Annotated in this window: 21 protein-coding genes; 5 read left to right on the top strand and 16 right to left on the bottom strand. The window is 59.9% G+C overall.

All coding sequences use genetic code 11. From position 1 onward, the window contains the following. Positions 1-6 precede the first annotated feature (6 nt). The 7 genes from DAAHT2_RS12880 to DAAHT2_RS12850 form a co-directional block, all read right to left on the bottom strand. On the bottom strand, positions 7-750 hold the full coding sequence (locus DAAHT2_RS12880) for a nucleoside phosphorylase (protein ID WP_013164716.1): 744 nt from the start codon (positions 748-750) through the stop codon (positions 7-9). 192 nt (positions 751-942) lie between these two features. Then, complete coding sequence (gene atpE, locus DAAHT2_RS12875) at positions 943-1,293, bottom strand: ATP synthase F0 subunit C (protein ID WP_013164715.1); 351 nt, start codon at positions 1,291-1,293, stop codon at positions 943-945. 196 nt (positions 1,294-1,489) lie between these two features. Continuing rightward, positions 1,490-2,227 carry a F0F1 ATP synthase subunit A gene (atpB, locus tag DAAHT2_RS12870; RefSeq protein WP_013164714.1) on the bottom strand — a complete coding sequence of 246 codons (738 nt, stop codon included), beginning with the start codon at positions 2,225-2,227 and terminating at the stop codon, positions 1,490-1,492. 9 nt (positions 2,228-2,236) lie between these two features. Next, a complete protein-coding gene (locus DAAHT2_RS12865; RefSeq protein ID WP_218915020.1) occupies positions 2,237-2,629 on the bottom strand; it encodes an ATP synthase subunit I in 393 nt (130 codons plus the stop codon). A gap of 23 nt (positions 2,630-2,652) precedes the next feature. Then, on the bottom strand, positions 2,653-2,877 hold the full coding sequence (locus tag DAAHT2_RS12860; protein WP_013164712.1) for an AtpZ/AtpI family protein: 225 nt from the start codon (positions 2,875-2,877) through the stop codon (positions 2,653-2,655). Between the two features lie 260 nt (positions 2,878-3,137). Beyond that, entirely contained in the window at positions 3,138-4,439 is a 1,302-nt protein-coding gene (gene hemL / locus DAAHT2_RS12855) for a glutamate-1-semialdehyde 2,1-aminomutase (RefSeq protein WP_013164711.1), read from the bottom strand. A gap of 177 nt (positions 4,440-4,616) precedes the next feature. Then, complete coding sequence (locus tag DAAHT2_RS12850) at positions 4,617-4,901, bottom strand: hypothetical protein (RefSeq protein WP_013164710.1); 285 nt, start codon at positions 4,899-4,901, stop codon at positions 4,617-4,619. Positions 4,902-5,198: 297 nt separating this feature from the next. Between DAAHT2_RS12850 and DAAHT2_RS12845 the strand changes: the two genes are divergently transcribed. The 3 genes from DAAHT2_RS12845 (at position 5,199) to DAAHT2_RS12835 (ending at position 8,649) form a co-directional block, all read left to right on the top strand. Further along, the gene (locus tag DAAHT2_RS12845) at positions 5,199-7,136 is read left to right on the top strand and encodes a chemotaxis protein CheW (protein ID WP_013164709.1); all 1,938 of its coding nucleotides are present in this window, start codon (positions 5,199-5,201) and stop codon (positions 7,134-7,136) included. Positions 7,137-7,363: 227 nt separating this feature from the next. After that, positions 7,364-7,789, top strand: coding sequence for a hypothetical protein (locus DAAHT2_RS12840; protein WP_013164708.1), 426 nt, complete (start codon positions 7,364-7,366; stop codon positions 7,787-7,789). Positions 7,790-7,917: 128 nt separating this feature from the next. Then, positions 7,918-8,649, top strand: coding sequence for an alpha/beta fold hydrolase (locus DAAHT2_RS12835; RefSeq protein ID WP_013164707.1), 732 nt, complete (start codon positions 7,918-7,920; stop codon positions 8,647-8,649). On the opposite strand, the gene DAAHT2_RS12830 is transcribed toward DAAHT2_RS12835, so the two are convergent. After that, complete coding sequence (locus DAAHT2_RS12830) at positions 8,636-8,827, bottom strand: ferredoxin (protein WP_013164706.1); 192 nt, start codon at positions 8,825-8,827, stop codon at positions 8,636-8,638. The two genes, DAAHT2_RS12835 and DAAHT2_RS12830, sit on opposite strands and share 14 nt — an antisense overlap. A 161-nt stretch (positions 8,828-8,988) precedes the next feature. On the opposite strand from DAAHT2_RS12830, the gene htpG reads away from it, so the two are divergent. Continuing rightward, on the top strand, positions 8,989-10,884 hold the full coding sequence (gene htpG, locus DAAHT2_RS12825; protein WP_013164705.1) for a molecular chaperone HtpG: 1,896 nt from the start codon (positions 8,989-8,991) through the stop codon (positions 10,882-10,884). Between the two features lie 468 nt (positions 10,885-11,352). Continuing rightward, positions 11,353-12,255, top strand: a complete 903-nt coding sequence (locus DAAHT2_RS12820) for a porin (RefSeq protein WP_157861484.1) — start codon at positions 11,353-11,355, stop codon at positions 12,253-12,255. Positions 12,256-12,431: 176 nt separating this feature from the next. Here DAAHT2_RS12820 and DAAHT2_RS12815 read toward each other — a convergent pair whose 3' ends face one another. The 8 genes from DAAHT2_RS12815 to DAAHT2_RS12780 form a co-directional block, all read right to left on the bottom strand. Next, positions 12,432-13,178 carry an ABC transporter ATP-binding protein gene (locus tag DAAHT2_RS12815; RefSeq protein WP_013164703.1) on the bottom strand — a complete coding sequence of 249 codons (747 nt, stop codon included), beginning with the start codon at positions 13,176-13,178 and terminating at the stop codon, positions 12,432-12,434. Further along, the gene (locus DAAHT2_RS12810) at positions 13,175-13,966 is read right to left on the bottom strand and encodes an ABC transporter permease (RefSeq protein WP_013164702.1); all 792 of its coding nucleotides are present in this window, start codon (positions 13,964-13,966) and stop codon (positions 13,175-13,177) included. The genes DAAHT2_RS12815 and DAAHT2_RS12810 overlap by 4 nt, the downstream gene beginning before the upstream one ends. 79 nt (positions 13,967-14,045) lie before the next feature. Further along, entirely contained in the window at positions 14,046-15,026 is a 981-nt protein-coding gene (locus tag DAAHT2_RS12805; RefSeq protein WP_013164701.1) for an ABC transporter substrate-binding protein, read from the bottom strand. 177 nt (positions 15,027-15,203) lie between these two features. Continuing rightward, complete coding sequence (locus tag DAAHT2_RS12800; RefSeq protein WP_013164700.1) at positions 15,204-16,994, bottom strand: Na(+)/H(+) antiporter subunit D; 1,791 nt, start codon at positions 16,992-16,994, stop codon at positions 15,204-15,206. Positions 16,995-17,032: 38 nt separating this feature from the next. Next, positions 17,033-17,287 carry a hypothetical protein gene (locus DAAHT2_RS12795; RefSeq protein WP_013164699.1) on the bottom strand — a complete coding sequence of 85 codons (255 nt, stop codon included), beginning with the start codon at positions 17,285-17,287 and terminating at the stop codon, positions 17,033-17,035. After that, complete coding sequence (locus DAAHT2_RS12790; RefSeq protein ID WP_013164698.1) at positions 17,284-18,768, bottom strand: monovalent cation/H+ antiporter subunit D family protein; 1,485 nt, start codon at positions 18,766-18,768, stop codon at positions 17,284-17,286. The genes DAAHT2_RS12795 and DAAHT2_RS12790 overlap by 4 nt, the downstream gene beginning before the upstream one ends. A gap of 38 nt (positions 18,769-18,806) precedes the next feature. Further along, a complete protein-coding gene (locus DAAHT2_RS12785; RefSeq protein ID WP_013164697.1) occupies positions 18,807-20,339 on the bottom strand; it encodes a proton-conducting transporter transmembrane domain-containing protein in 1,533 nt (510 codons plus the stop codon). Next, a complete protein-coding gene (locus DAAHT2_RS12780; protein WP_013164696.1) occupies positions 20,336-20,725 on the bottom strand; it encodes a cation:proton antiporter subunit C in 390 nt (129 codons plus the stop codon). Before DAAHT2_RS12780 ends, DAAHT2_RS12785 begins: the two co-directional genes overlap by 4 nt.

Genomic DNA, 20,725 nt, shown 5'->3' with positions numbered 1-20,725 from the left:
AAAAACTCACTCAACGGTTATAAATTCATGTAACAGCAGCAGCAACCGGCGCGCCCGACGGCGAAAATCACGCCCCCGAAAGGCCGGCTCCCAGGCCTGCTCCTCCCGCACCAGATCCGAAACCAGCAGCACCGAGGCCAGCGGCACCCCACGGTAAGCGGCCACTGCCGCCAGGGCGGCAAACTCCATCTCCACGGCCAAAATTCCCCGACGGCGGTAACGGGCCACCTTGGCCCAGGTTTCGCGGTAGGGGGCGTCGGTGGTCCAGACCGGCCCGCCATGCACGGTGAAACCGGCCCCAACCAACAGCCGTTGAAGTTTCAGGTTCAATGCGGGATCGGCGGCAACGGATTGCCCGGCAAAGGGGTAATGGGCCGAAGTACCTTCTTCGCTCAAGGCGGTGTCAGGCAACACAATATCCCCCACCTCGACCCCGGGGGCCAGGGCCCCGCACCAGCCGACGGAAATCACCGCCGTAGCCCCCAGGGCCACCAGCTTTTCCAGGGCCATCACCGCCACCGGCGCGCCAACCGCCGGCCCGGCCAGCCAGGCTCCACCGGTCGGGGTCGCATGGAGGGCGCCGGGGAAAAAAGAGTACCGCCGCCACCCAGCTTCCCGGGCCATGGCAGCGGCCATGCGGGCCTCGGCGGGATTTACCGGCAACAGCCCCGGCCCGCTCAACTCCGGCTCCCCCGCTTCCCGTCGAGGTTCAATCACCACCCCGGTTGATGGTATTGCGCGCTCCTTCATGCTCATTCCAATGCAAATTAACACGCTTGCCGCGCCAGCGCTTCCACAAAAAAAGCGGTAAGCTTCCTCCCGCCAGGGAGGAAGCTTACCGCTTTGATCCAGATTTGCCGCCTTAAGTCACGGCAGATCTTTTTACCGCTACTAATCCTTACCAGTCCGCTGAAAAGCCATCCCTGGCTTTTCAGCGGGCGATTACATGCCCAGCAGGGCGCCGTAGGGATGAGCGTACAGCAGAATCAGCGAGATAACCAGACCGAAGATGGTCAGCGACTCGGCAAAGGCGATACCGAGAATCATGGTTACAGTGATCTTACCGGAGATTTCCGGGTTACGGGCAATCCCGGCACAGGCATTGCCGCTGACCACACCGATACCGATACCGCAGCCCAGGGCAGCCAGGCCAACGGACAGCGCGGCGGCTACACAGACGACCGCAATGGCCATTTGATTAACACCGCCGCCTTCATGGCCGGCAGCCATGGCCACGGAGGCCATCCCCAGGACCATCAGGCCCGTAAGTGCAGCTACTGCGAACTTTTTCATACCTTTTCCTCCTTAAAATGGTGTTGTGTAGTGAAGATTGGCCTTCTTCAATGCAAAATAGCAACCCGCATCAAACCTTATTATTCCCCGTAAACGTTCAGCAGTGCCGCAGGTTGCGGCAAGCGGACCGGCGCCGCGTACCCCAGGTACGCAAGCCGGGCCGATCGCCGCAAGATGCGGTGCTGCTGGACGTTTACTAATGAGCCTCTTCCATGGCCATGGCAAAGTACAGCACGCTGAGCAGGACAAACACCGCCGCCTGCACAAAGGAAACCAGCACCCCCAGCACCATGATGGGCAGCGGCGCAAAATAGGCGCCGGCCAGGATAAAGAGGATGGCCAGCAGGGTTTCCTTGGCCATGATGTTACCGAAAAGACGAATGGACAGCGAAAGAATACGGGCAAAGTGGCTGATCAACTCAATGGGCAGCATCAGAGGAATCAACGCCGGCATGGGCCCGAAAAAGTGTTTGACATAAGCCGCGCCATGGTACTTGACCCCCAGGATATGGGTGGTGGTGAACACAATCAGGGTCATGGCCAGGGTGATATTGAGATTGGCGGTGGGCGAGAACATGCCGGGGATCAGGCCGATGAGGTTGCTGATCAGGATAAACAGCCCGAAGGTGGCCAGCATGGGGAACATCATGCGAGCACCTTCGCGACCCATGTGTTCGGCCATGAAATCTTCGATGCCGCCCACCACCACTTCCCAGAAGTTCTGACCATGGCCGGGGATAATCTCCAGCTTGCTGCCCATGGTGAGGCGCGGCAGGATGATGAGAAACAACATTACCAGCAGGGTGTAGGTGACATGGGGAGCCAGCAGCTGGGTCATGTCCCAGAAATTACCGGGCTCAGGCATATCGTGAGGCACCGGCAGCCCCAGAAGATTTTCCAGAATCAGGTTGAGAAACAGAATTGGATGTTCCATGGCTGCCTGCTACGCCTCCTTCAAAAGTCGTTTCATCTTGCTGATGGTGGCCAGCACGATACCGATCTGGACCGTGGCCAGACCCACCAGAAAGCCCGGGATATGAAGCTGTTGATAGCGAACCAGATAGTAAAAGAGCAAGCCCAGCACCACAAGCCGCCCCAAACATTTGAGCATAAAGCGAATCTTGGCCTGTTTGGTGGGATTAAGGGAGAGCCGGACGGCATCCCTTTTCAACCATTGAAAGCTTAAAATAACCACAAAGCCACCGATCAGTACGGAAATACCGGCCAACGGTGAAAGCAGCAGCCAGCCGATCAGGGCCATGGCCAGCAGCACCAGGTAGCTGATCAACTCTACCCTGCGAATGGGAATATCGGCCCCCTCTGTTCCGCCCGTCATCAGTTCCGCCTGTGTTGCCGTGGTCATAAATCCTTTCTCTGGCTCAGAACATAGAGGTTTTTGAAGGCAGCAGCAATCCCGAAGCCGAGAAAAATCAGGGTCAGCCAAGGGGCCGTGCGCCCGTCAAAAACCTTGTGATCGAGGAAATAACCGATCCCCAACCCGATGAAGACCGAAAAGACCATGGTCATCCCGATGGTCCCGAAAATGGTCAGCAACTTCCATACTTCCTGTCGTTCGCCGGCCATCTGTTAACCCGCCCCCGGACCACCATGGTGCGATAATGAATCGCCCCTCATAAAATCGTAAAGTGTTTCGTATCTATCAAGGCCGCCGGGTAAAGTCAACGGCTTTTTTTGCTAATCGTTACAGTTGCACCCCATTTTAAAGCGAGCCGCCAGTCATGCGCACTAGGAGTACGCATGACTGGCGGCAAAACCACAACGGCGGCGCTGCGGGAGATTACGGCCCACTAAGCCAGGCCACCCCGATCGTGGTGAACGGTTGCTTATTTGTCGGCAGCGGCCAGTTGCTTGAATGACCACTCGGTTTTTTCCAGCGCCAGGGCCAGGTCGGCCTCACTTTGGGCCGCGGAAATGAAGGCCGCTTCAAATTGGGCCGGGGCCAGCCAGATGCCCTGACTGCGCATGTTGCGGTAATGGGCGGCATAACGGTCGGTGTCGGAGCGGGTGGCGGAGGCGTGATCGGTAACCGGACCGGGGGTAAAAAAGGTGGTCATCATGGAGCCCACCCGGTTGAGCGTGGTCTGGCCCGGCAGATATTTGTCCGCCAGGGCGGCCAGTTCCCCGGCAAACCCGGCGGCCTTGGTTTCCAGTTGCTCATAAAAACCGGGCTGGGCCAGCTCCCGCAGGGTGGCGGCGCCGGCAGCCATGGCCAGGGGATTGCCGGAAAGGGTGCCGGCCTGATATACCGGGCCGTCGGGAGCGATGTGATCCATGATCTCTTTTTTACCCCCGTAAGCCCCCACCGGCAGCCCGCCGCCGATGACCTTGCCCAGACAGGTCAGATCGGGTTGAACACCATAATACTCCTGGGCTCCGCCCAGCGAGAGCCGGAAGCCGGTGATCACCTCATCGAAGATCAGGACAATCCCCAACTCCGCGGTCAGTTGGCGCAGGGTTGCCAAAAAACCCGGGGCCGGCGCCACCACCCCCATATTGCCGGCCACCGGCTCAACGATCACGCAGGCAATATCCAGCTTGTCGTCCCGCAGGGTCTTTTCCAGGGTGGCGGGATCATTGTAGGGAATGGAGATGGTGTTTTTGACAATATCCTCGGGCACCCCGGGGCTGCCGGGAATCCCCAGGGTAACCACGCCGCTGCCGGCCTTGATCAAAAAGCTGTCGGCATGGCCATGGTAGCAACCGTCGAACTTGATCACCTTGCTGCGCCCGGTGAACCCCCGGGCCAGGCGGACGGCGCTCATGGTGGCCTCGGTGCCGGAGCTGACAAAGCGCACTTTTTCCACCGCCGGCAGCGCCGAGGTCACCAGCTCGGCCAGTTCAATTTCTTTGGAAGTGGGCGCCCCAAAGCTGGTGCCGCTCTCCAGGGTTTCCCTGATGGCCGCCACCACCGCCGGGTGGTTATGCCCCAGAATCATCGGCCCCCAGGAGCAGACAAAGTCCACATATTCGTTGCCGTCGGCATCATAAACCTTGGAACCGGCGGCCCGTTCAATGAAAACCGGGTCGCAGCCCACCGATTTACAGGCCCGCACCGGGCTGTTGACCCCGCCGGGAATGTGCCGGCAGGCCTTGGCAAAAAGCTCCTGTGAACGCTTGGTATTCATGGTTTCTCCTTCTTTACATCGTTGGCTGGGGTTTCAGGTTGCGCAGCCGGGTGCCGCAGGTTGCGGCAAGCGAGACGGCGAAGCATACATCAGTACGCCAGACGGCTCGACCGCCGCTTTCGGCGGTGCCCCGTGGCCGCTTTCGGCGAGGCAGATTAACACGAGCAAGGGGTAGTGTCAAAACATGCCATCCTGTTCGCGTTTACGGGCCGCCTCTTGGGCTTCATCCACTACCCGGTAGTGTTCAGCGCTTCGTCCGCATTCGGCCAGGACAGCCAGTGAAAAAACCACCTGCACGGTGATCAGCAGCACCTGAATCAGGGTAAGAGAAGGCGCGGTGAAGATAAAAAGCGCGGCCAGCAGAAAACCGGTAAAAATAATGATCCGTACCGGCTGGATCAACCAGCGCGGCATACGGGCCGCAACCTGCGGCACGGTGGTGCGAGGCATTTCCCGACGCATAACCCGGCCTCCTAGGTTTGTGGTGCAAGCCGCCGGAAAGGGTTCCCGGCTCCTTATCGTTTATAAACCGTAACACTATAGCAGGACTGCGCCCGCCAATGCACCAGGAAATTCGTTGTCATCCGCTCACTGCAACCATGGCTGCAACCCCTTGCCGGTCGCTGCGGCTTAGTCTATAGTAACCTATTATATGTTGCACCAACAGCCCGGGGGAACCGCCCCCGGAGCCAAAAAGCACCGGGCATCGCCGAACCTGACGGACAACAACCACCAACCCGCCAGACCAAAGGAGCAATCATGGCCATCGACCCCAACATCAAGATCCTGCTTGTTGAAGACGCCGGCACCATGCGTAAAATGGAGGCCAAAATCCTGGGCCAGGTAGGCTTCAATAATATTGTCGAAGCGGTGGACGGCCAGGACGCGGTGGAAAAGCTGCAAGCCGATCAGGATATCGGCCTGGTTATCAGCGACTGGTCCATGCCCAACATGGACGGCCTGGAACTGGTGCAATGGCTGCGCAGCCAGGAACAGCTTAAGGATATCCCCTTTCTTATGGCCACCGGCCACGGCGACAAGGAATACGTAGCCAAAGCCCTGGAGGGCGGCGCCAGCGGGGTAGTGGCCAAACCCTTTACCCCCCCCGAACTGAAAAGCGCCATGGAAAAGGCCTTCGGCCTGGAACAGGAGGAGGTGCCCAAGGTGGATGAGGGCCCCAAGGTCTCCAGCGAAGGTAAGGTCAACCTGAAAATGGCCCATATCCAGATCACCGATCACCTGGCCCTGGGGGTGCTCAAACACTGGATCGATACCGGCCGGGAAACGCCGGCCCACTTTACCCTGGAAACCAAGTGTATGGGGAGTTGGAATCCGGTTCAGGGCGCCCTGGAAAGTTTCGAGGTGGACGGCGCCTTTATTTTGGCACCGGCGGCCATGGACCTGTTCAGCTACGACGTGCCCCTGAAGCTGGTGCTCTTTGCCCACCGCAACGGCAGCATCTGCGTGCGCAACCGCCAGGGCAAGTACATCAAGCCTTACCAGCAGTTTTTCAAGCACAAAACCTTTTACATCCCCCACAAGATGTCCATTCACAACATGCTGGCCCACATGTACTTCACCCAGATGGGGCTGAAACCCGGGGTAGCCGGCAAGGAAGCGGTGAATGTGCTGTTCGACGTGGCCCCACCGGTGGCCATGCCCCAGTTTTTGAAAGACAACCCCGAAGCCAGCGGTTTTCTGGTGGCCGAGCCCATCGGCAGCCGGGCCATCGCCGCCGGCATTGCCGAGAAACAATTTTTGTCCAGCGAAATCTGGGACCACCACCCCTGCTGCGTGGTGGTCTTCCGCGATGAAATCATTGCCCAGTACCCGGAAGCGGTCCAGGAATTCACCGACCTGGTGGTCAAGGCCGGCAAATCCATTAAGGAAGATATCGACCGCTCAGCCCAAATCGCCGTGGATTTCCTCGATCCGGAAAAAAGCATTGGGCTGGAGCCGGCCCTGCTGAAAAATGTGCTCTCCGATCCCGCCGGCATTGTCTACCATGACCTTTACCCGGTGAAGGAAGACCTGGAGACCATCCAGGATTATATGGTCAACAGAATGGAAATCGGCCGCACCATCGACCTTGACGCCTTCATCGAGACCCGCTTCGCCTCCAAGGCCTGCGGCCAGGGAGGAGCTCGCCCCGCCGGCGGGGAAAACGGCCAGCGCAGCGGCGCTTTGAAGATGGAAGAGTTCAAAGAAAAGCAGCAGCTTAGCAGCCGGGAAGGCAAGTATCTGGTCTTCAGCCTGGGCAGCGAACGTTACGGCATCGGCATCCTGGATGTCAAAGAGATCATCGGCCTGATGGATATCCATGAGCTGCCGCACATGCCCTCTTTTTTCAAGGGCGTTATCAACCTGCGCGACCGGGTGATCCCGGTGATGGATCTGAGGTTGAAATTCGGCATGGAAGAGGCCGCCTACAACGAACGCACCTGTATCATTATAGTGGAAATCTCCGGGGTGCGCGGCTCCACCTTAACCGGGATCATCGTCGATTCGGTTTCGGAAGTGGTCAACGTCAAGGACAACCAGGTGGAAGACGCCCCTTCTTTCGGCACCGGCGTGGATCAACACATGATCCTGGGCATGGCCAAGCTCAAGGAGGGCGTGACCATCCTGCTGGATATCGACCGCCTGATGCACACCCAGGAAGTGGTGGCACTGGGGGCCGTGGAAGAGATGTTTTAGCCGGCCGGTTAAAAAGTACCCAACCGGCCGGGCGATGGTTGAGTAAAATTTATCCATCAAGCCCAAAACAGGCTGACCGCCGGCACCCGGCCGAGCACTATTATCAGCGCACAACTCTGCAACAACAAGGGGATAAAAAGAAAAACTTCTTTTGGCACACTTATTGTATTAATCCCAGGGCAAAGGTCATCAAAACTTACCAACCAAACCCCAAAAGGAGAACGATCATGAAAAAGACCCTTATGACCCTGGCAATGGTAGCGGCTCTGGGATTCACCGGTTACCAGCTGGCCGAGGCCCGTCCTGGCGCCGGTTACGGTCCGGGCGGCTACGGGATGGCGGCAGGCTACTGCGACGGCCCCAACTGCGTAGCCCTGGACGAAGAAACCCTGCAGGCCCGGGAGGCTTTTTACGAAGCAACCCGGGAACTGCGCCGAACAATCCAAACCAAGCAGGCACAGTTACAGGCCGCCATCAACGCCGGTGACGAGGCCCGGGCCAAGGCCCTCAGCGAAGAGGTCTTCGACCTGCGCAACCAGATGCGCGCCCAGGCCAGCGAGGCCGGGATTGCCCGCGCCGGCCGGTTCGGCACCTGCGGCGGACCGACCGGCATGGGCGGCCGCGGCGGTCGGGGAGCCGGTCCCCGCTCTTGATTTCCCCCGCCGGTTATGTTTTGCTGACGGCGGAACCCCTTCTTCTGCAGCCCGTTTACTAACGGCCTGCTGGATAAAGGCGGCTCCGCCGTCTTTTTTTGTGCATTTTCCTGGGAGGACAAAGCGCCATGCGCCTTGCTGCGGACAACGACCGGCAACCGGCCGTGATTCTGGTCCACGGGATCTGGATGACCGGCCTGGAGATGGGCTTGCTGGCCCGGCGGCTGCGGGCCGACGGGTTTGTCTGCTACCGTTTCCCTTACTCTTCTCTGCGCCACAGCCCGGGGCACAATGCCGACAACCTGGCGGATTTCGTCGGCCAACTGGCCCCTCGGCACCCGGTGATACACCTGCTGGGCCACAGCCTGGGCGGCCGGATCATCGAACTTACCCTTTGCCGCCACCGCCTGCCGGCCCCGGGGCGGGTCCTGACCTTGGGCACCCCTTTTACCGGCAGCCATATTGCCCGCCGCCTGGCCCGGCACCCCTTAAGTAAAATGCTGCTGGGCGCCTCCGCCCCCCTCCTGCTGACCGCCGTACCGCGCTGGCAGCACCAGCGCCCCCTGGGGGTGATCGCCGGCGACCATGGCTTGGGGATCGGCCTGTTTTTCCCGGGCATGCCCAAGCCCCACGACGGCACCGTGGCCCTGGAGGAAACCTTCCTTAAAGGCGCAGCCGCCCGCTTCACCGTGCATACCGCCCACCTGCCCATGCTCTTCAACCGCGAGGTGGCCACTTTAGCCGCGGCCTTTCTCCAAACCGGCGCCTTCATCGCCAAGCCGCTTAAAAAACAAGCCCCCGTGGCCAAACCGGCTCCGGGCGCCGCCACCCCCTGCCGCCATTCTTCTAGCCGACACTGATGCAGGCCACCGGGCAAGCCGTAGCGGCTTCCTCTACGCAGGCGGAATCACCGTCGGCACCTTCCAGAACATAGGCCTTGCCGACCTCCGGGGCAAAGCCGAAAACCTCGGGGCAGAGCTCCACACAGCTTTCACAACCGATGCACTCTTCCTGATCCAACTCCACTTTCTTGCTCATTTTTTCCTCTTTGTACCTTTTTCGCCGAGCCGGGCCGACCTGGGCCACACCTTGACAACCGGAGGATGATGCTTAGCTTAACTTCCCGATCATCCTGCCTGCGCCACCGCCGGGCACTAGGAGTATTGTATAACAATGAGATGTTAAAGAGAGGTAAAAAGATGAGCACCGACACCGCCACCCAGGAAACCCGCGAGTTTCAGGCCGAAGTCAAAAAGATGCTGGATATTGTCATCCACTCGCTCTACACCGAGCGAGAGATTTTTCTGCGTGAACTGATCAGCAACGCCGCCGACGCCCTGGAGAAATTCCGGCACCAGAAGGTGGCCAGCCAGGGCGAGGAGATCTTCGACGACCACCTGCCGCTGGAGATCAAAATCAAGGTGGACCAGGAAAAGCACACCCTGACCATCACCGACACCGGCATCGGCATGGACCGGGGCGAGCTGGAACACAACCTGGGCACCATCGCCCACTCCGGCTCCCGCACCTTTCTGGCCAACCTGACGGAAAACCAGCGCCAAGACACCCAGCTCATCGGCCAATTCGGAGTCGGCTTCTACGCCGCCTTCATGGCGGCCGACAAGGTCCGGGTCCAATCCCGCAGTTTCCGGCCCGATGATGCCGGCCATGAATGGGTTTCCGACGGCACCGGCACCTACACCATCGGCCCCTGCCCCGGCATCCGGCGCGGCACCCGGATCATTCTGCACCTGAAAGAAGATGCCAAGGAGTTTGCCGACGAGGAGCGGATCAAGCAGATCATCCGCCGTTATTCCAGCTTTGTTCCCTTTCCCATCAAGGTGGCCGAGGAGCCGGTGAACACCGTCCAGGCCATCTGGACCCGCAACAAAAGCGAGATCAAGGAAGAGGAGTACCAGGAATTTTACAAGTATATCGCCAACGCCTTCGATGAACCACTGGCCCGGCTGCACTTCAGCGCCGATGCGCCGCTGGCGGTCAAGGCCCTGCTATTCTTTCCCAAGGAAAACGTCGAGCGCCTGGGTTTCGGCCGCCTGGAGCCGGGGGTCAACCTCTACTGCCAGCGGGTCTTGATCGAGCAGCACAGCAAGAACATCCTGCCCGAGTGGCTGCGTTTTGTTAAAGGGGTGATCGACAGCGAGGATCTGCCGCTGAATATCTCCCGCCAGGCCCTGCAGGACAGCGCTTTAGTGGCCAAGATTAACCGGGTGATCAGCAAACGGCTGCTGAAATATCTGGCCGAGCTGGCCAAAAACGAGCCGGAAACCTACGAAAAGTTCTGGCACTCCTTTGGCATGTTCCTGAAAGAGGGTGCAATCTCCGATTTCAATTACCGTAAGGAGCTGGCCGGCCTGCTGCGCTTTGAGTCCTCGAAGACCGAGCCGGGCAAGTTGACCTCGCTGGCGGAATATGTCGGCCGCATGGCCGAGGCCCAGAAGGATATTTATTATATCAGCGGCCCCAGCCGTGAGGCGGTGGAAACCGGCCCTTACCTGGAGGCCTTCAAAAGCCGAGACCTGGAAGTACTTTACACCCTGGACCCGATGGATGATTTCGCCCTCAACCACATCGGCGAGTTCGAGGAACATAAGCTGGTTTCCGCCGATCGCGATGACCTGGACCTGGGCGAGCTGGGCCATGAGCAAGAAGCGGAGCGGCAAGACGCAGCCCAGGCAGCCAAGGAAACCCTGCCCCCGGAAGAGGCCAAAGAGCTGACGGCCTGGATCAAGGAGGTGCTGGGGGAAAAGGTCAAGGAGGTCAAGGCGTCCAAGCGGCTCACCGACAGCCCGGCCATGGTGGTCAACCCCGACGGCTTTCTCACCAGCAGCATGGAGCGGGTGATGCGGGCCTCGGGCCAGCAGCTGCCCGATTTCGGCGGCAAGAACCTGGAGATCAACCCCGGCCACGGTCTGATCAGCGGCTTAAACCGCCTGCGCCAAAGCGACGCCGAACTGGCCCGGCAGATCACCGAACAGATCTACGACAACGCCATGATCCAGGCCGGCCTGCTCAGCGAACCCCGAACCATGGTCAACCGCAACTACGAGATCCTCACCCGCCTGGTGGGCAAATAACCGGCACTCCCCTGCCTGCAAGCCGCCCCCAAACAGCCGGTTTCTTAACGGCCTGTTTGGGGGCGCTTTTGTTTTCACCACCTCTTCCCGACTCTTCCCACTGCCTGTCCATCCATCCGTTTGCCAACCACTTGCCCTACCCCGATTAACATCTTCTAATCAGTATTGTTTGCTTCCCCCTTACTGGCCCTTCTTAAGCTGACCAGGGGCCAGGTGTTGTTAGGCTTTGCGATAAATTCTTAGGGTTATCTAAACAAAATGCTTGTGCTTTAGTTTTGTTTTGTTATTATCAGGCCCGTCTAACTTTTTGGCAGCCTTCTAACTAACAACAACTTTAACCTTAGCCATGCCATATTACTACTTTTGGCAACTGAGCTACTGTGCGAATCCATCGTAATATCGTTGTTTATCAAACACACCAAGGAGAGAAAGATGAAAAAGGCATTAGTATCAGCAGCAGCATTGACCATGGCAATCATTGCCAGTAACCCGGCGCAAGCGTTGACGCTTCACGATCAGGATGGCACCAAAATTGATCTGTATAGCCGGCTCTATCTCTTTTACGAAAACACCAGCGACGGTCGCATCGCCGGCGATGGTTCCCGCCTCGGCCTGCGGGCCTCGCACCAGGTGGATGATTCCTTGAGTGTCTTTGCCCGAGCGGAGTTCCGTTACGATGCCAGCCAGCGGGAGCGCGACCAAGTGTTCAATGATCGGCGCAATACCTACGTCGGCGTCAAGCACAGCGCTTTGGGCCAATTGATGGTGGGTAACTTTGACTCCATCTACCTGCAGTCGGTTTCCCATCTGTTCGATATTTACGAGCAGGAGGGCTTTGTTGCCATGGGTCAGGGCGGCACCGCTTCCCGCGCTAATTCGGTAGCTTACTCAAGCCCGGTCTTCAGCGGCCTGCAACTGCATGGCCAGGTGCGCCATTACGAAGAGAGCGAGAGCGTTTCCGGCGATGAAGAGCTGGTTTTCCAACTGGCCGGTACTTACCATATCGGCGACTTAACCTTGGGCCTGGGAAGCTTGTTTAGCAACGAAGATGCAGCCGCCGCCTTCACAGAAACCCTGATCGGCGCCTCCGCCTCCTACCAGGTTATGAAAGATCTTAGCTTGCGGCTGATGGTTGAACACCTGAAAGACGCCGGCGACGATGACTACCATTACGCCATTGGCGGCATCTACAACTACGGCCAAGGCGATCTGTACGCCACCGCCGGGCGCGACTGGAATGAAGACAGCTACTTCGCCCTGGGCGCCAACTACAAATTCAGCCGCCCGATGCGGGTATTCATCGAGTACGGCAATGGCGATGCCATTGACCCCGACAATGTGCTCACCGTGGGTTTCCGTTACGATTTTTAGCTGTTAACTCCGCGATACTCTTAGTGTGTCGTCCGGCACATCAAGCTTCGGCTGGTAACTGATCTCCAGGCTTGATACTTGATAAGCGATCATCGGGCACCGCAGGCGAGACGGCGAAGCGTACCTAGGTAGGTAAGCCGGGTTGATCGCCGCAAGATACGGTGCCCGGTGATCGCTTACGTCGGTTGCAGGAGTTGCTCCAGGCGGTCGCGCAGCGGCAGGGCGGCGGGATCACGGGGATGGCGGGGGCGGGGCAGCTCAACCTGGATGACGGCCCGGAAGGGACCGGGGGCGGAGGGGAGCACCGCTACCCGGTCGGCCAGGGTGATCGCCTCCTGGATGTCGTGGGTAACAAAGACAATGGTCATGCCCCGGCGACGCCAGAGTTTGAGCAGCTCTTGCTGCATCCGGCTACGGGTCAGCGCGTCCAGGGCGCCGAAAGGTTCATCCATGAAGAGTACCTGGGGCTCCACCGCCAGGGCCCGGGCAATGGCCACCCGCTGGCGCATGCCGCCGGAAAGCTCGCGGGGGTGCTGCTCTTCGCAGCCACTGAGCCCGACCAGGGCAATCAGTTCGCGGGCCTTCTGCTGACGCTTCTCCCGTTTCCAGCCCCGGACCTCCAACCCGTATTCGACATTACCCAGCACCGTCCGCCAGGGGAAGAGATCGTAGCTCTGCATGATCATCACGTACTCTGGGCTGGGGCCGGTTACCAGGCGGCCGTCGATGGCGATCTCACCCTCATCGGGCGGCTCAAAACCGGCCAGCAGGTTCAGAAAGGTGGTCTTGCCGCAACCGTTGGGCCCCAGCAGGCAAAGCAGCTCACCACCGCCCACCGTCAGGTCAAGCCCCTGCAGCACCGGCAGATCCTGCCCCCGCTTATCATGAAAATGCTTTCCCACACCCCGGGCGACAATCTTCATGAAACGATCCCCCAACGGCGGCGTACTTTCTTCTCCGCTGCGGCCATCAAGCGATCCAGCAGCAACCCCAGGGCGCCCACCAGCAGCATGCCGACGATCACCAGATCGGTGCGCAGGAAATTGCGGGCATCAAGGATAAAATAGCCCAGGCCCGACTGGGCCCCCAACATCTCTCCGGCCACCAAGTGAATCCAGCCCACCCCCAGGGCGATATGCAGCCCCACCATGATATAGGGGAAGGCGGCGGGAATCACCACCTTGTGCAGCAGGCTCCACTTACTGGAGCCGAAGTTGAGCGCCACTTTCAGGTAAGTGGACTCCACGTTGCGCACCGCCGCGATGGTGGAGAGCAGAATGGGGAAAAAACTGGCAATAAAGATGATGAAAATGGCCGGCAAATCGCCGATTTTAAACCATAGTACGGCCAACGGGAACCAGGCCACCGGGGAGATCGGCCGCAGCAATTGGATCAGGGGGTCGAGCGCCCGGTGCAGGCGGGTAAACCAGCCCAGCACCAACCCCAGCGGCACGGCCAGTACCACCGCCAACAGGTAGGCGGCCCCGAAGCGGTAGAGGCTGACGGCGATATGCTCGAAAAGCTTGCCGCTGCGCCAAACCTCCACCAGTCCCAGCCCCACCTGCCAGGGTCCGGGCAACAGGTAAGGGTTGGCGTAAAGGCGGGCCGCCACTTCCCAGAGCAGCAAGAAAACCAGCACCGCCAACAGCGGCGACCAAAAGCGTTCACCGGCCAAATCAGGCCGGCGGGAATGAGGAGAAACCGACATCATGCGGGAAATTCACTGCGTAAGTCAAACATGAGCATCTGTCTTCGAAAATCGTATAGAGATTAGCCGGCAAAAGTTATTCTTAAATCCCGGCTGCGGCAGCCGCCAGGGCCGGCTCCAGGTAATTGTCCAGGTTGACCGCGGCCGCTTCCCGCTGGCCGACCCGAGCCATCTGTTCCTGGGTGGCGGCGAAATCGGCCCTTTGCGGCAAAAGATCATGATAAGTTACCCGATCCGGCGGCCTGGTCAAGACAAACTCGATCACCTCAGGGGCCTGCCCCAGGTAGGCCACCGATTGGCGGGCGGCCCGAAGACGATCCTGCTCGATGGCCCGGCCGGTGGCGATCAGCCCAGCCACCAACTCCTGCGCCGCCTCCGGATTTTTTTGGAGGAAGGGTTCCCGCAGATTGAGTACGCAGCAGATATGACCGGGCCAGATATCCTTGGAGAGGGTGAAAACCCGCCCCACCCCCTGCATCTCGGCCTGGGCCCCGAAAGGTTCGGCCACGATGAAGCCGTCCAGGCGGCCGGCGGCCAGGGACTGGACCATCTCCGGCGGGGCCATGTCGATATATTCCACCGCTTCGGGGGGCAGGCCGGCGTCATCGAGTAGCCGGCGCAGCAGCAGGTAATGGCTGGAGAAACGGCTGGGAATGGCGATCCGTTTGCCGACCAGCCCGGCCGGGGAGTCAATATCATCCCGGGCCGCCAGGGTCAGCACGCTGCCGTTACGGTGGCCCAGCAACACCGCCTGCACCGGGGTTCGCTGGTGGCGCAGGGCCAGGCCCAGCGGGGTTAGCAGAAAAGCGGCGTCCACGGCCCCGGCCCGCAAGGCCTCGGCCGCTTCCGGCCAGGAGGAAAACTTGACCGGGACGAGTTCAACCTGCTGGAAATCGTAATAGTCGTGGGCCAACAGCAGCAGATGATCGGTAATGGGCAGATAGCCCAACCGTAACCGCGGCCGACCATCGCCGCCGCGCCGGCCGCAAGCGGTCAAAGCGCCGCCCAGCCCGCCGGCCAGGGCCGCGCCCAGGCCCAGTTTGACAAATTGACGTCGATTCATGGAGGAGAAAATACCCGCCCCGGGAAATGGGCACAAGTCTGCATGTGAGCGACCAGAAGGGAACAGGGTAATCGTTCAGCAGTGCCGCAGGTTCGGGCAAGCAGCCAGGCGCAGCGTACACCCTGTACGTAAGCCGGGTTGATCGCCCGAAGATGCGGTGCTGCTGAACGATTACCTTCAGGTCACGAAAAACAGCAGCACCATCAGCATGGCCACGGTGAAAATGGCGGTGGAACCAATGGTGAACAGGGAACGGCTGAAGGTTTCCAGAAAGCGTTGCTCAGCGCCGTCGGGGCCTTCGATTTTGGCTCCGGTCATTTGCCACAGCGGCTTGACCACCAGCAGGCAAAGGCGGGCCGGGCCGTCGATGAAAAAGCGGTTAAGCCGGCGGGGCACCTCTTCGCCCAGGAAGGACTGGCCCCAGTCATTGACCCTGGTCATCCCTTTCTGCATGGCCAGCAGCAGCAGCCGACCGCCCATCCGGTAAAACCAGTCCATATCCAGGCTGAGCTTGGGCTTGGGCGCCATTATTTTAACAAAGAGGTAAAAACCCACCGCGGTGAAGAGCAGAATCTGGATCACCTCCGCCAGGTGATAGGCGGTGTAGGGGTTAAACGGCGCCTCATTGGGGAGCATGTTGTAGAGATAAGGGGTGTAGACCCCGATATAGAGGCAGAGAAAGGCGGCAATCCCCATGGCCAGCTGCATGTGCAGAGGCGGGTCGGCGGCCTTGTCCCAGGTTTCCCGGGAACACTTGTTCTCGCCAAACCAGACCACATAGGGGATCTTGATCCCCACCGAGAGGAAGGTGCCCACCGAGGCCAGCAGCATCAGGTAAGCCGCCCAGTAATGGGAGGCGTCGAAAGAGCCGGCCACCACCATGCTCTTGCTGACAAAACCGCTGAGCAGCGGGAAGCCGGAAATCGACAGCCCGCCGATCACCGTAAAAAACAGGGCCATGGGCATCTTCTTGTACAGCCCGCCCAGCTCGCTGGCCTTGCTCTTACCGGTCATGTAGAGGACGGAGCCGACCCCCATGAAGAGCAGGGCCTTATACAGGATATGGGCAAAGGCATGGGCGATGGCGCCGTTGATCGCCAAAGCCGTGCCGACCCCCACTCCGGCCACCATGAAGCCCACCTGGCTGATGATATGGTAAGAGAGCAGCCGGCGCACATCATTGCTGAGCAGGGCGTAGATGACCCCGTAAAGGGTCATGATCACCCCCAGCACAATCAGGATCTCCATCCCGGCAAAACCACGGCAGAGGGCGTAAACCGCGGTCTTGGTGGTAAAGGCGCACATAAACACCGCCCCGCTCACCGTGGCCCGGCTGTAGGCGTCGGGCAACCAGGCGTGCAGCGGCGGCACGGCGGCGTTGAGGATCACCCCGATCATGATCAGCCAGACCGGCAAGGTGGGGTTGGTGACATCAAACTGAGTGAAGCTTAAATCGCCGGTGGCCTGGTAGTGGAGCACAATCCCGGCCAGCAGGGCCAGACCGCCGGCGGTGTGGACCAGCAGGTAGCGGTAACCGGCGGCCAGGGCGCCGGGGGTGCCCCGGAACCAGACCAGGAAGGTGGAAGAAAAGGCCATGACCTCCCAGAAGAGAAAAAGCACCAGCAGGTCACCGGCAAAAATCACCCCCAGGGAACCGGCCACGTAGAACCAGGCCGAGATATGCTCATAATCGTTGTCGACATGCAGACCGTAAAGGGTGCCGATGATGCACATCAGGGTCATGATATAGGCAAAGACCAGGCTCAAGCTGTCCACCCGGCCGAAGGTCAATTCCCAGTTGAGAAACGGGAAGACCCCGTAAACTCCCTGCTCCATCTGCAGCACGGCGGCAAAGGCAAGAACCGGCACCAGCAGCAAAAAGGGCTTGCGCGCCACCCCCTTTACCAAAGGCAAGACCAGTGCCCCGATAATCAGCACCAGCGCTGGATGAAACCAAAATTCCGTCACCTCGGACTCCTTAACGTTTCAAGTTTGCTAAAAACGCTTTAACGGTCGTAGTAATCTTCACGGGTCAGCAGCCCCAACGCCCCCAGCCCTTTGGCCACCGCAATCAGCAGCACGCAGCCGATCAGACCAAACAGCGACCAGAAGCCGGGCAAGTGCTCCAGGGCGATATGGGCGTAACTCTTGTCCAGCAGCAGGGCGTCCCAGAGCAGCACCAGGGCCACCACCAGGTAACAGCAGCGGCGCACCAGCAGAGGCCGGTCCCGCAAATAATCGATCATTCGCACCAGCATCATGGGGTCACCATTTTCACAAACTGCATCATGAGATCAGGATAAATCCCTATAAACAACGAAATGGCAGCGGCCAGCAGAATCGGCGCCACCATGATCAGCGGCGCTTCCCTGATCCCCGTCGGCAATACTTCACCGGCCGGGGGCTTGCCGAAAAAGGCGTGATAAACCACCGGTGCGAAGTAGGCCACGTTGAGCATGGTGGAGGCCAGCAGCACCACGATAATCGCGATCTGTCCGGCATCGAGAGCCCCCACCAGCAGGTACCACTTGCTGATGAAGCCGCCCACCGGCGGGGCGCCGATCATGGAAAGCGAAGCCAGGGCGAAGGCCCCGAAGGTAAAGGGCATCACCCGGCCCAGGCCCCCCAGTTCGGAAATATTTTTCTTATGGGTGGCCACGTAGATGGCCCCGGCGCAGAAAAAGAGGGTGATCTTGGCAAAGGCGTGGTTGACGATATGAATCAGGCCGCCCTCCACCGCCGTCGGGGCCAGCAGCGCCACCCCCAGCACGATATAGGAAAGCTGGCTCACCGTGGAGTAGGCCAGCCGGGCCTTGAGGTTGTCTTTGGTCAGGGCGATGATGGAGGCGGTGACAATGGTAAAGGAGACGATATAGGCGGTGACGATTCCCAGGTTCAACTCGTCCATCAGATCGATGCCGAAGACGTAGAGCATCACTCGGGTGGTGCAGAAAACCCCGACCTTGACCACCGCCACCGCATGCAGCAGGGCGGAAACCGGGGTGGGTGCCACCATGGCGCCGGGCAGCCAGGCATGCATGGGCATAATGCCGTTTTTGGCAAAGCCGAAAAGGCAGGCGAAAAAGAGAATCACCACCAGGACGTCCGGAGTGGCCCCGGGGATGATACCGCTGTTGATGCCGGTGGCGAACTCCAGGGTGCCGGCAAGGGCAAAGATGACAATCAAAGCCGGCAGCACCAGGCCCACCGAGCCGCCCAGCAGGAAGGCAAGATACTTGCGGGCCCCGCCCAGGGCCTCGCGGTCCTGATGATGGGCCACCAGGGGATAGGTAGAGAGGGAGAGCATCTCGTAGAAGAGATACATGGTCAAAAGGTTGGCGGAGAAGGCCACGCCGATGGCGGCGCAGAGCGACAGCGCGAAACAGACCATGAAGCGGGTCTGGGCGTGCTCGTTGAGCCCCCGCATATAGCCGATGGTGTAGGTGGCGGCGACGATCCAGAGAAAGGAGGAAACCAGGGCAAACACCATGCCGAAGCTGTCCACCCGCAGAGCGATGGAAAGCTCGGGCAGCACCCGGATCAGTTCCACCTCCACCACATTGCCGGCCAGGACCCAGCCGGCCAGGGAAAAGACCATGGCGAATTTAACCCCGGCGGCCAGGAAGGTCCAAAATTCCCGCAGGTTGGGCCGGGGGCCGCTGACGGCGATCAGGGGCACGGCGGCCAGGGAGGCGCAAAGGGCGATCACCGGGGCTATTTGATAAAATGAGGGTGAAAACATCTTAACCTATGGTTACCTCGCAGTTCAGCAAACCGCCGTTAAAATCCGGCCGGGATCGACCAGCCGATAAAAAACTCGACCACTTCCTTGGTATACAGCCCCAGCACAATCAACCCGGCGGCGGTAATAACCATGGGGATCAGCATGCTCAGGGGCGCCTCGTGGCGAGCCACCACCGGCTGCCCGCCATGCTCGCCATGGCCGTGGCCGGAGGCCGCTTCCTGCTCCAGGGCTTGCGGGTCACCGAAAAAGGCGATCTCCAGCAGCTTGAAAAACATCACCGCCGCCACCAGGCTGGCGATCAGCAGGGCCGCGACAAACACCCAGGCGCCGGCCTGGGCCGCCCCCTGGATCAGGTAAAATTTGGAGAAAAAGCCGCAGGTGGGCGGAATACCGATAATGGAAGCAGCCCCGATCACCAGCACCACGGCGGTGATGGGCATGCGCTGAAAGATCCCCTGCATGGCCGCCATGGAGGTCAGGCCGGTGCGGTAGATCACCGCCCCCACCGCCATGAAGAGGCAAAGGGTCATCAGGCCGTCGGCCAGGATATGATAGACCGCGCCGGTGTAGCCGGCGGCGTTGGCCACCCAGGCCCCGCCGGTCATGTAACCGATCTCGGCCACCACGATATAGCAGAGCATCATCCGCAAATCCCGTTGGGCCAGGGCGCTTATCATGCCGATCAACGCCGCCGCCGAGGCAAGATAAATCACCACCTGACTCCAGGCGATGGAGTCGAAGATATAGTCCACGGAAAAGACGGTGAACATGATTCGCAGCATGATGTAAACACTGACCTTGGTCATCAGCGGGGCGATCAGGCAGGCGGTGGTGATGCCGGCCTTGCTGTAGGCGTTGGGCAGCCAGGCGTGCAGGGGAAAGAGCGCCATCTTGATCCAGACCCCGAGAATCATCAGGGAAAAGCCGATCTTGATGCTCACCGACTCCTGCAACTCCGGCCGGCTGATGATCTCCGCCAGGTCCAGCATGTTGAGCGAGCCGGTCATGATATATAGGTAACCAATCCCCAGCAGGTAGAAGCAGGCGCCGATGGTGCCGACAATCAGGTATTTGAAGGTGGCGTAGTAGGCCGGACCCCGACCGCGGGCCAGCAGGCCGTAGCTGGAAAGGGCCGAGATCTCCAGCAGGACGTAAAGGTTAAAGACGTCACCGCTGGCGGTCATGCCCAAAAGCCCGGTGACCAGCAGGGCAAACAGGGCGTAATAATGGTGCAGCCGGTCGGGGTTGTCCTCGGCGGCGGTGCGCAGGGAGTAAACGGCGGTGAGCAACGCGCAGGCGGAGACCAGCACCAGCACGATCCCGCTCAAGTGGTCGATCACCAGCTCAATGCCCATGGGCGGCGGCCAGTCGCCCATCCGGTAATGGATGGCCTGATTGTCCGCCACCACCTGCCCCAAGGCCAACAGGGAAAAGAGCAGCGAGCCGGCCATCCCGCAGAGCAACAGGCCGTAAGCCACCCGCGGGCCCAGCGACCCGGCCAGGGTCAGCACCAGGGAGATAAAGAGGGGGAATATGATAATAAGGGCCGGAGCCTGGTCAATCATCATTGGCGCTGATCCTCCAGGACTTCATCCTCTTCGATGGTGCCGTGCACCCGCTGGATCTTCTGGAGAACGGCCAGGGCCACCCCCAGGGTGGCCACCCCCACTACAATGGCGGTGAGAATAAGCACGTGCGGCAACGGATTGGCATAGGCGGACGCCTCCAGCAGCGGCTGCTTGTCCGGCCCGAACTCAATGATGGGCACCGTAGCACCACGCTTGGCTCCGATGGAGACAAAGAAAAGCAGAATGGCGGTCTGGAAGATAACCATGCCGATGATCTTCTTCATCAGGTTGTTCTTGGCGATCATGCCATACAACCCGATAAAGAGCAGCACCAGCGAGGCCCAGTAATTGTACTTGCCGATTATGAAATGAAATATTTCGTCCAT

The sequence above is a fragment of the Desulfurivibrio alkaliphilus AHT 2 genome (assembly GCF_000092205.1).
GTDB lineage: Bacteria > Desulfobacterota > Desulfobulbia > Desulfobulbales > Desulfurivibrionaceae > Desulfurivibrio > Desulfurivibrio alkaliphilus.
This window is presented reverse-complemented; position numbering and strand designations above follow the sequence as displayed.